The 11,044-nt window shown below is 65.3% G+C and carries 9 protein-coding genes; 3 read left to right on the forward strand and 6 right to left on the reverse strand.

What is annotated here, in order from left to right:
* Positions 1-13 precede the first annotated feature (13 nt).
* Together PHD22_RS06605 and PHD22_RS06610 are read left to right on the forward strand one after the other, a co-directional pair.
* A complete protein-coding gene (locus PHD22_RS06605; RefSeq protein WP_299864026.1) occupies positions 14-586 on the forward strand; it encodes a flavin reductase family protein in 573 nt (190 codons plus the stop codon).
* A gap of 144 nt (positions 587-730) precedes the next feature.
* Positions 731-1,309, forward strand: a complete 579-nt coding sequence (locus PHD22_RS06610) for a phasin family protein (RefSeq protein WP_299864028.1) — start codon at positions 731-733, stop codon at positions 1,307-1,309.
* A gap of 106 nt (positions 1,310-1,415) precedes the next feature.
* Here PHD22_RS06610 and PHD22_RS06615 read toward each other — a convergent pair whose 3' ends face one another.
* Complete coding sequence (locus tag PHD22_RS06615) at positions 1,416-3,785, reverse strand: ATP-binding protein (protein ID WP_299864031.1); 2,370 nt, start codon at positions 3,783-3,785, stop codon at positions 1,416-1,418.
* A 396-nt stretch (positions 3,786-4,181) separates the two neighbouring features.
* On the opposite strand from PHD22_RS06615, the gene PHD22_RS06620 reads away from it, so the two are divergent.
* Positions 4,182-5,267, forward strand: a complete 1,086-nt coding sequence (locus tag PHD22_RS06620; RefSeq protein ID WP_299864034.1) for an ADP-ribosylglycohydrolase family protein — start codon at positions 4,182-4,184, stop codon at positions 5,265-5,267.
* Positions 5,268-5,276: 9 nt separating this feature from the next.
* On the opposite strand, the gene PHD22_RS06625 is transcribed toward PHD22_RS06620, so the two are convergent.
* The 5 genes from PHD22_RS06625 to PHD22_RS06645 all read right to left on the reverse strand — a co-directional run.
* A complete protein-coding gene (locus tag PHD22_RS06625) occupies positions 5,277-5,591 on the reverse strand; it encodes a DUF2502 domain-containing protein (protein ID WP_299864035.1) in 315 nt (104 codons plus the stop codon).
* Positions 5,592-6,008: 417 nt separating this feature from the next.
* Positions 6,009-7,493, reverse strand: coding sequence for a protein adenylyltransferase SelO (locus PHD22_RS06630; RefSeq protein ID WP_299864038.1), 1,485 nt, complete (start codon positions 7,491-7,493; stop codon positions 6,009-6,011).
* A gap of 144 nt (positions 7,494-7,637) precedes the next feature.
* Positions 7,638-8,000 carry a DUF779 domain-containing protein gene (locus PHD22_RS06635; protein WP_299864040.1) on the reverse strand — a complete coding sequence of 121 codons (363 nt, stop codon included), beginning with the start codon at positions 7,998-8,000 and terminating at the stop codon, positions 7,638-7,640.
* A 91-nt stretch (positions 8,001-8,091) separates the two neighbouring features.
* A complete protein-coding gene (adh, locus tag PHD22_RS06640; protein ID WP_299864042.1) occupies positions 8,092-9,612 on the reverse strand; it encodes an aldehyde dehydrogenase in 1,521 nt (506 codons plus the stop codon).
* 233 nt (positions 9,613-9,845) lie between these two features.
* Positions 9,846-11,044, reverse strand: a 1,199-nt coding sequence (locus PHD22_RS06645) for a HAMP domain-containing methyl-accepting chemotaxis protein (protein WP_299864045.1), incomplete at its 5' end; no start/stop codon positions are given.

An 11,044-nucleotide genomic window follows, 5' to 3' on the forward strand; every position in this document is an offset into this window, starting at 1 on the left:
TGTCGTTCCGCTCATGACTCCGATAGCCGTTCCCCTGGCCCAGGCCTACAGGCTTCTCAATCACGGTCCCACCGTGCTCGTATCGTCTGCCCACGCCGGCCGGCGCAACGTGATGGCCGCCGCCTGGAGCATGCCCCTGGATTTTGATCCTCCCAAGGTGGCGGTGGTGATCGACAAGAGCACTCTGACCCGGACACTGATCGAGGCGTCCGGCGAGTTCGTGCTGGCCGTGCCGACCCGGGCCCTGGCCGAGACCACGCTGGCGGCAGGGTCCTGTTCCGGGCGGGACGGGGACAAATTTACTGCCCTGGAGTTCGATACTTTGCCGGCCAGCCGGGTGGCTGCGCCGCTGCCGGCAGGTTGCATTGCCTGGCTGGAGTGCCGGGTGCTGGACGAGCCCCATCTCCAGCGCACCTATGATCTGTTCCTGGCCGAGGTGGTGCTGGCCTGGGCTGACCCGGAAGTGTATTCCGAAGGGCGCTGGCATTTTCCGGCAGACGGCCGACGCAGCATCCACTATGTGGCGGGGGGCCAGTTCTTTGCCACAGGGGATGCTTTTGAGGTGGAGAGGTCAAAGGGATCGTGAGCGGAGGGCATCGGATGGCAGCATGCGCCATAAAATTGTGCACTGCACAAAATAATCCTTGCATTGTTCTTTGTTGCAGTGCAACATTAAGCCATACCGAAATTTAATTCGGTGATCGCAACCCACCCCACTGAGGAGATCATCATGTCCCTGACCCCCGAGCAAATCATTGCCACCGCCAAAACCAACGCCGATGCTGGCCTGAAGAGTGCTTCCAGCTTCGTGAACACCCTGTTTGTCGCTGTTGAGCGTATTTCCAGCTTGAACCTGGCCACCGCCCGTGGCGCCTTTGATGACGGCATCGCCTTCTCCAAGGCAGTCCTGGCCGCCAAGGATCCCAAGGCCCTGGCCGCCCTGAACCTGGCTGCCATCACCCCGGCCGTCGAAAAGTCCGTGGCCTATGGCCGCAGCCTGTCCGACATTTCCGGCGACACCCAGGAAGAGCTGACCAAACTGGTCGAGGCCGAGGCTGCTGCCCTCTCCAAGAGCATCGACGTGACTCTGGAAGGTGTGTTCAAGAACGCTCCTGCCGGTTCCGAGCCCGCCATCAAGGCGGTCAAGACGGCCATCGCCAACGCCAGCTCCGCCTACGAAGGTGCCCAGAAGGCCGCCAAGCAGGTTGCTGCTGCCGCGCAGGCCAGCGTTGAAAAGGCCACTGCCGTGGCCGTCGAGAACGTGGATAAGGGTGCCAAGGCTGCTGCCTCTGCCCTGAAGGTCGCCTGACCTTCCCGCCATCCTCCGGGATGACTGAAGAGGTCGCCGCAAGGCGGCCTTTTTGCTGTTGGTGTGCGCGGATGCACTGCGGCCAGAGGTCGTGTCCTGCCCGAGCTCAGGAGGGCTTGCGGTGGGCAAAGCTGCGCTGTGCCGCATCCAGGGCTTCAAGGCCTGTCTTTACCCGCGCGTCGAGCCCGGCGGGCGTCTGTCCGGTCAGCAGTGACAGAGCTTCATCCACCGTGGCGACTGCCCATACATGGAAGCGTCCGGCACGAACCGCAGCCACCACCTCTTCCGAGAGCATCAGCTGGTGACGGCTGGGTGCCGGGATCAGTACGCCCTGCTCCCCGTCCAGTCCCCGGGCCTGGCACAGGGCGAAAAAGCCTTCCACCTTGTCGTTGATGCCGCCCACCGGCTGAACCATACCGAACTGGTTCACTGATCCGGTCACCGCCAGCCCCTGGCGGATCGGCAGTCCGCCAATGGCTGACAGCAGGGCGGTCAACTCGGCCAGTGAGGCGCTGTCGCCTTCGATGCCTCCATAGGATTGTTCAAATACCAGGCTGGCCCGCAGGGACAGGGGCTGGCTGCGGCCATGCCGGTGGCCCAGGAAGGCCGTCAGGATCAGGACGCCCTTGGAGTGGATCGGCCCGCCCATCTTCACTTCCCGTTCAACATCCAGCACCTCTCCGTCGCCGGGCCGGACGGTGGCGGTGATGCGGACCGGATGGGCAAAGGTGGCCTCTCCGAGGGGGACGACGGCCAGCCCGTTAACCTGACCCACATGGCTCCCCGTGCAGGCGACCAGCAACTGACCGCGCAGGATGGCGTCGAGGGCATGTCGGCGGAAGTGTTCGTTGCGCCGGCGGCGGGCGGCCAGGGCCTCTTCCACGTGGCCGCGTCCTACATGGAGGGCATCCGCCCGGGCGGCAAAGTGGTCGGCTTCCCGCATCAGGTCGTTCACTGGCTGGGTACGTGCTGACAGGCGCTCCCCATCCTCGGCCAGCCGGGCCGAATGTTCGATGATGCGGGCCACGGCGGCCGCGGTGAAGGGCCGCAATCCATCCCGGCGGGCCAGAGTCGCGATCAGCCGGGCATACGCGGAAGTGTTCTCCGCGGAGCGGACGATCTCACTCTCCAGGTCAGCGTTGATCCGGAACAGGGCAGGAAAGTCCGGATCATGCTGGCTGAGGAGGTAGTAGATGAGGCGTTCCCCGATGAGCACCACCTTCAGGGTCAGGGGCATGGCTTCCGGTTCGATCTGAACGGTGCTGCCCAGGCCGAGCAGATCGGACAGGGATTCGATGCGTACCGCTGCGGCGGTCAGACTGCGCTTGAGTCCCTCCCAGGCATAGGGCTGGCTGAGCACTTTCAGGGCGTCGAGAACCAGGAACCCCCCGTTGGCCCGCTGCAGGGCTCCGGCCCGGATCAGGGTGAAATTGCTCATCAGGGTGCCCATGTGCACCATGTGCTCGATGTGTCCCACCAGATTCTGCAGGGTCGGGTGGTCTTCCCAGACCACTGGCCGCTGGCCGTCGGCCGGGTTTTCCACGAGCAGGTTTACCAGGTAGCGCTGAACGGTGATCATCCCGGAGTAAGTGGTGGTCTCCGTGTCACCTTCACTGTGGGTAGACTCCCGCAGGGACTCCCCGCTGTCGAGGATGTCCTGCAGCACGCCGTCCAGGTAGGTCTGCACGACCGGCAGGTCATCAAAGCGTTTTCTGAGGTCGGCGACCAGATGGGTGACGGTGACCTGAAGGGCTTCTCTTCCCGCCTCGCGGATCCGTTGCTGGAGGCACCGGCGCATCCGTGGAAAGTCGTTCATGGTTTCATGGAAACGTTCCCGCAGGCTGCGCGTGTGGCTCTGCAGTGTCTGCTGACGCTCTTCCGGCAGGGCCGAAAACTCTTCCGGATTCATCGGGCTTTCGTCATCCTTCATCGGTACGAAGGCGAAGCCACCCGGGGTGCGCACCAGCACGACACCTTGTCCCAGAGCTTCCTGGGCGAGGGCCTGCAGAGCAGCTTCTTCCTGCTGCTTTTCTTCGTCCTGCATGGCTTCAAGGCGTCGCCGGTAGTCGTCGCTCTCGAATACCGCTGCGATGGCCGGAATCAGTTCCTCGACGAAGTGCTGCATCGCGTCCCGGAATCCGGCCCCACGGCCACAGGGGAGGCGCAGCAGGCGTGGGTGTTCCGGGGCGGAGAAGTCGAAGACGTAACACCAGTCTGCGGGCATTGTCCCTTCATGACGCTCTTCTTCCAGTAGCTGGCGCACGATGGCGTGGCGGCCGCTACCCGGTTCGCCCAGCACGAAGAGGTTATACCCCGGATGGTGCATGTCCAGGCCCATGTGGAGGGCCTCCACCGCCCGTTGCTGGATCTGCCCGGGGGGCAGGTCGGCCAGCTCGTCACTGGTCACGAAGCCCAGGTCGTCCGGGATACAGGTGACGTAAAGGGCTTCGGGAGGAAGGGCGGTGGGTAAGGGCATGGGGAGACCTCGCGGGGAACCGTGCCTCCAGCATAACCCTGGAAACGGCAGTTGACCCCTTTCCGTAACCTCAAGAACTGCCTGAATACAGGCTTTTGTACCTTCGCCGACGTTCACCCGGAGGGCGGCCCTGCCACTCGCCCGCTGGCACGCCTCGACGGGCTCCTGGCTTTGTGGCTCCTCTGCAGGCATGGGCCTGCCGCGTTGTCGCTTCGCGTCAGAGACCCGCTCAGAAGCACTCACAAGCGCCTCCAACTGCCGTTTCCAGGATGATCCGTCCCCGCGGGGTCGGCCACTCGTCCGGTCTGCCTTGCGCCTGGCCGATGGGCGGGCCACCATGGCAGCATGGGCCCCGGGTGCCGGTGGCCGTTTTCCCTTTGTGCGAAGGAGCGTTCCATGCCCACCACTTCTCTGCAGGACCGTGCCATCGGCGCGTTGATGGGGGCCTTCATCGGTGATGCCCTGGCCCTGGGCCCCCACTGGTACTACGATCTGGAACAAATGCGGGCTGACTACGGGCCGTGGATCAGGGAGTACACCACGCCCCGCCCTGACCGTTACCACGCTGGTCTCAAGGCGGGACAAGCTTCCCAGTCCGGTCTTCTGCTGGCTCTGACTCTGGACTCCCTGGTGGCCTGCGGCGGATATGACGAAACGGATTTCTGTCGCCGCCTGGATCAGGACTTCTTTCCCCTGGTGGATGGTTCGCCCATGGCGGGCCCTGGCGGGTACACCAGCCAGTCGATCCGGGAGGCCTGGCGCAAGCGGGTAGGGGAGGGGCAGCCCTGGGGGCACTGTGGTGGCAACGCCGATACCACGGAGGCGGCGGAACGGGGTTTGGCGATCGCCGTGCGCCTGGCCCTGCGACCGGCTGAGCTGGCGGCTGCGGTGACCCGCAACACCTTGCTGACCCAGACCGACGGAACGGTCGTGGCCATGACGGTGGCGTTCTGTGCAGTCCTGGGAATGCTGGTGGAGGGGGCCCCTCTGGATGGGGAGATTTCCGCCCGCCTGATGGCTCGGGTTAAGGCGGGAGAGCTGCCTTTTCATGCGGTGACCCGGGGAGCGCTTGGGGCGCCTTTGCCCGGGCAGCCGGAGGCCCCTGCGGGCGGGCGCTTTCCCTCACCGGATGCCTTGCTGGGTCCGTCGGCCTACGCTCGGGCGGCACGGGACCCGGACATCCGTATCGAACCCGCCTGGAAGGCCTCCCTGGTGTATGGGCTGCCCTGCGCGGTGTATCACCAGTTTCCGGCCGCCTATTACCTGGCAGCCCGCTTTTCCGACGACTTCGAGTCGGCAGTGCTGCACGCTGTCAATGGGGGGGGCCAGAACCAGGCCCGAGCCATTCTGGCCGGGGCGCTGGCGGGAGCCCAGGTGGGCCTGGCGGGGATTCCTTCCCGTTTCCTCTCAGGGCTGGACAATGCAGAGGGCCTGCTTCAGCAGGCCCGCCGGCTGGCAGCCAGGATGGCCGCTGATCATTGAACCGGGTGCTCAGCAGTGGCCCTTCCTGGCCTGGCCCGGAGGGCAGTGACCTTCGTGACGGTGTTTTTTCCCCCCGCCCGGATGGGGGCCGCAATGCCCCCGGAAGTCCTTTTTACCCTGGTAACGGTGACAGTTGTCGTTCCACCAGCGTTCGTCCCGCCAGCGGCCGCCATCCCAGTAGCGGCCGCGGGGGTCCCGGTCTCCGATGTAGAGGGACATGCCTGGGGTCCGGATGCTCAGGTCCACATCGAGGCCTGCTGCCTGAGCGGGCACTGCCGCCAGCCAGGTCAGCAAGGTCAGGGGAAGCAGGAGTGACGTGCGCATGAAGCCTCCAGTGTTGTTTGTCCGAGGTCCTACTATACGCCCGGATCTGCGACCCGGAAGAACCGGTGCCGGAGCTCATGGGGGTCAGGATTGCCCGTTCTCCTTGAATGCCTTTGTGGGCGGCAAGGGAGCGAGCGCACTGCAGGGGTGCATCGATGCGGCCACCACCTACGGGGAACTGCGCGACCTTGGAGACGAGTGCTACCACGTCATTGTCAGCAGCCGGGATGGCCGGCGGGAGGCCGGGCAACTGCGCGGTCAGTTGCCCGAGCTCATCTCGCTGTGGCTGTCCAGGGGCCAACTCCATCGGCGTACTTGGTGGTTCCGGAGGACTGAATGCTTACCGGGGCGTCCTCGTGGCAGGCGGGGTGCTTGGTTTCCGGATAAACGCCGATGGTCCGGCCCAGGCGGCTGGCCTCAACTGGAGCAGCTCACTTCGAGGTCGTGGGCCCAGTCCGGCGGTGGGGCGGCGAAGTGTGCGTTGCCAGGCTGCTCGTCGAAGGGGCGGGACAGGCAGTCCTGCACGGCGGCGACTTCGCTGAAGTCGCCCGCCCGGGCTGCACGGATGGCCGACTCGGCGATCCAGTTGCGCAGCACGAACTTCGGGTTGATGGCCATCATGGCGTCTTGGCGCTTGTTGTCGGGACGTCCTTCGGCGCCCAGGCGGGCGCGCCACAGGGTGAGCCAGGCGTCGGCGGCGTCCCGGTCGATGAAGAGATCCCGTACCGGAGCGTCTGTGCCGGGACGGTCGGTGTCGTCCACCCGGGCGGGCAGGTGTCCGAGCTGGCGGAAGAACAGGGTGAAGTCCGGGTGGTGGCGCTGCAGCAGGTCGAAGGTCTCGCCGATGAAGTCTTCGTCACCGGGAAGGGCCTGAGCCAGGCCCAGCTTGGCGCGGAAGAGGTCCATGAAGCGCTGCTCGAAGGCTGGGGCGTAGCTTTCCTCGATGGCGGCCTGGACGGCGGCGGGCTCGCCTACCAGGGTCGACAGGGCGTGCCCCAGGGCATACAGGTTCCAGTGGCCGATCTGGGGCTGAGCCTTGTAGCTGTAGCGGCCCCGGTCGTCCGAGTGGTTGCAGATGTGGCCCGCATCGAAGGCGTCCATGAAGCCGAAGGGGCCGTAATCCAGGGTCAGGCCGAGGATGGACATGTTGTCGGTGTTCATCACCCCGTGCATGAAGCCCACGGCCTGCCAGGCCGCAATCAGCTCCGCGGTGCGCCGGGCCACATCCCTGAGCAGGGCATCGTAGGGGTTGTCCGCCTCCCTGCATTCGGGGCGGAAGCGGTCGATCACGTAGTCGGCGAGCTGGCGCAGGGCCTCTCCCTTGCCCTGGGCGGCCCAGTGTTCGAAGGAGCCGAAGCGGATGAAGCTGGGGGCGAGGCGGGTACAGACCGCGGCGGTCTCGATGCTTTCCCGCCGCACCGGGGCGTGGGAGCCCACCACGCAGAGGGCCCGGGTGGTGGGAATGCCGAGGGCTGCCATGGCCTCGGAGCACAGGAACTCGCGGATGCTCGAGCGCAGTACCGCCCGGCCGTCGGCGAAGCGGGAGTAAGGGGTCTGGCCGGCGCCCTTCAACTGGATTTCCCAGCCGGTGGCCGGCCCGGCCACCTCGCCCAGCAGATGGGCCCGACCATCCCCGAGCTGGCCGGCCCAGACCCCGAACTGGTGACCGGAATACACCGCCGCCAGGGGTTCGCTGCCGGGCATCAGCCGGTTCCCGGCGAACACTTCCGGAAACTCGGGCCGGGCCAACTGGTCCGGAGCCAGGCCGATCAGGCTGGCGGCGGCGGGGCTGACACCCACCAGGTAAGGGGCTGCCAGGGGCTCGGGAGACAGGCGGGTGTAAAAGTTGGCAGGCAGCCGCGCGAAGGCATTGTCGAAGGGCAGGGTTTCGAGGGTATGCATGGCTCTCTGGGGGCGGGGGTCGGGGAATGTGTGATGCTTCCGGTCATCTGCGGGGTGGCGTCCGGAAGTAGCTGTCGATTTCCGACTATTTTAGTCTGGTATGGTTCGTCGCGCAGAGGTTTCCATGGATGGGTCGAGAGAGGGCTAACCGAGCGGACGCAGTTCGGCCCGCTCGGCATCGGAGAGGAGGCGCGAACGGGTCGTGAACGCTTTGCCACGGCCGCAGTCCAGGGAGAAGTCCCCTCCGTTGCCCGGCTGTACGTCCAGGATGAGCTGGCTGCTTTCGTAGTACTGGAATTCCTGGTGGCCGAGCCAGAACCCAGCACCACCCACCTCGCCAAGATGCAGCATGGTCTGGCCGGGCAGCACCTCGCCGACCTTGTAGCAGTTGGGTACGCTCCCGTCGCAGCAGCCTCCGGAGAGGAGAAACATCACCGGACCATGCTCGGCACGGAGTTCATCGATGAAGGCCAGGGCGGCGTCGGTGGCAATGATGCGTTCGATCATGGGGCTCTCCTTGGGGGATGCACGAAAAAAACGGGGCGAGAAACCTCGCCCCGCAACACCTTGCCTTACACGTACTGCAACGATTGAAGGATCAGAAGAAGCCCAGCTTGTTCGGGCTGTAGCTGACCAGCAGGTTCTTGGTCTGCTGGTAGTGGTCGAGCATGACCTTGTGGGTTTCGCGGCCGATGCCGGACTCCTTGTAGCCGCCGAAGGCTGCGTGGGCCGGGTAGGCGTGGTAGCAGTTGGTCCACACGCGGCCGGCCTTGATATTGCGGCCCATGCGGAAGGCACGGCTGCCGTCGCGGCTCCACACACCAGCACCGAGGCCATAAACGGTGTCGTTGGCGATGGCGAGCGCTTCAGCTTCGTCCTTGAAGGTGGTCACGGCGAGCACCGGTCCGAAGATTTCTTCCTGGAACACGCGCATCTTGTTGTGGCCCTTGAACAGGGTCGGCTGCACGTAGTAACCGCCAGCCAGATCGCCGCTCAGGTGGGCCTGGTCGCCGCCGACCAGCACCTGGGCGCCTTCGGCCTTGCCGATCTCCAGATAGGACTTGATCTTGGAGAGCTGGTCGGCGGAGGCCTGGGCGCCGATCATGGTGTCGGTGTCCAGCGGGTTGCCCTGCTTGATCAGCTTGACGCGGGCCACGGCACGTTCAATGAACTTGTCGTAGATGGATTCCTGGATCAGGGCGCGGGACGGGCAGGTGCACACTTCCCCCTGGTTGAAGGCGAACAGCACCAGACCTTCCACGGCCTTGTCGAAGAAGGCGTCGTCCGCAGCGGCGATGTCTTCGAAGAACACGTTGGGGGACTTGCCGCCCAGTTCCAGGGTGGCGGGGATCAGGCTGGTGGCAGCGGCCTGGGCGATCACGCGGCCGGTGGCGGTGGAGCCGGTGAAGGCGATCTTGGCGATGCGCTTGCTGGTGGCCAGCGGCATGCCGGCTTCGCGGCCAAAACCGTTGACGATGTTCAGCACGCCCGGGGGCAGCAGGTCGGCGATCAGCTCGGCCAGCACCAGGATGGAGATCGGGGTGGATTCAGCGGGCTTCAGGACCACGCAGTTGCCGGCGCCGATGGCGGGAGCCAGCTTCCAGGCGGCCATCAGGATCGGGAAGTTCCAGGGGATGATCTGGCCGACCACGCCCAGGGGCTCATGGAAGTGGTAGGCGACGGTGTTCTCGTCGATCTCGGACAGGGAGCCTTCCTGGGAGCGCAGGCAGCCGGCGAAGTAGCGGAAGTGGTCAACAGCCAGGGGGATGTCGGCGTTCAGGGTTTCGCGGATCGGCTTGCCGTTATCCACGGTCTCGGCGTAGGCCAGCAGCTCCAGGTTGGCTTCCAGGCGGTCGGCAATCTTCAGCAGCAGGTTGGAGCGCTCGCCAGCGGAGGTGCGCCCCCATTTGTCGGCGATGGCGTGAGCGGCATCCAGGGCCAGTTCAACGTCCTCGGCGGTGGAACGGGCGGCTTTGGTGTACACCTGACCGGTGATCGGGGTGATCACGTCGAAGTATTCGCCCTTGACGGGAGCGACCCACTTGCCGCCGATGAAGTTGTCGTACTTGGACTTGTATTGGACCTTGGCATCGGCAGAGCCGGGCAGTGCGTAAAGCATGGTATCTCCTCCTGGATTTGGTTCGAAAACGCTTCCTGAGCGCTCGAGCTACAACAGCAGGGCCCATGCCAGTCCCCGATCAAGCCTGGCTATGCGTGCAAAAACGTTGTTTATCAGCGTGTTGCGGTTTGTGCGTCAGCATGATGCGACGCCGCAATGCTCAGACTGGAGTGTTCATTTGTGGAGCATCTGCTCCATGCCAGGTGCACGCTGGAGCAGCAAACCCAGTCAGCTCAGGCGATCCGGAAACGCGAGGCCAGGGCTTCAAGGGTATGGGCCAGGTCTTCCAGTTCAGTGGCTGCCTGGCTCATGTGGACCGCGCTGGCCGCGTTGCTTTCCGACGTGCTGGCGATCTGTTCGACCCGCTGGGCGATGTCCCGCGCGGCACCGGATTGCTCGGAGAGTCCCAGAGTGATGCCCTCCACCGAGTCGATGACGCGCAGGCTGCTGTCCTGGATCTGGCTGATGGTCCGTCCCGCTTCGTCGGCCAGGTCCACGCCCCGGGACACCCGCCCGACGCCGTTTTCCATGTCATCGGCAGCGCTCCGGGTGGCGTGCTGGATGCGATTGATGGTCAAGGTGATCTCGGCGGTGGACTTGGCGGTGCGCTCGGCGAGCTTGCGCACCTCGTCGGCCACCACGGCAAAGCCGCGCCCGGACTCGCCGGCCCGCGCAGCCTCGATGGCTGCGTTGAGGGCCAGCAGGTTGGTCTGGTCGGCGATTTCGCGGATCACTCCGGCGACCATCGAGATTTCGCCGGACAAGGCTTCCAGTTCCCGTACCGAACCAGCGGTGGTGTTGACCGACTCGGCGATGAAGCGCATCTCGCTGACCGCCTCGCCGATCACCCGCGCACCGCTGGCGGCCTGGGCCCCCGAGCCTTCGGAGAGGCTGCGCGAGTCCCGGGCATGTTCGGTGATGTGATCCACGGAAACCGACAGTTGTTCGATTGCTGCCGCCATGGCGGAGGCCGATTCAGACTGGGCTTCCGCCAGATTGCGGGTCTGGCCGGCGGTATCGCTCAGTTGCCGGGCGTTGGTCAGGAGGGCGGCCACATCGTGGTGGATCGAGGCGACCAGCTCGTGGAGATTGTTGCGCATCTTGGCCAGTTCGACGATGACTGCCGCGAACTCGTCCCGCCCTGCGGGCGGCAGGGGATGGAGAAGATTGCCATTGGCGATCTCGCCAGCCAGCTCGCAGCTGGTCCGGGCGACCTGATGGAGGCGGCGGGTAGTCAGGCCCACGCCAACGACGGTGAGGGGCAGGCCCAGGGCTGCCAGGATCAGCAAGATCCTTTGCTTGGCCTCGTAGCGCCTGTCTGCCTGGAGGAAGGCTTCCCTGGCCTGGGGGTCGGTGGTGGCCAGCTGCTGCAGCGCGTCCCGTGCTTCCCCCAGACTGTAGAGGCCGCTGGCACCCAGAGATCGGAAGAGCA

The organism is Zoogloea sp., from assembly GCF_028693495.1.
Classification (GTDB): Bacteria; Pseudomonadota; Gammaproteobacteria; order Burkholderiales; family Rhodocyclaceae; genus Zoogloea.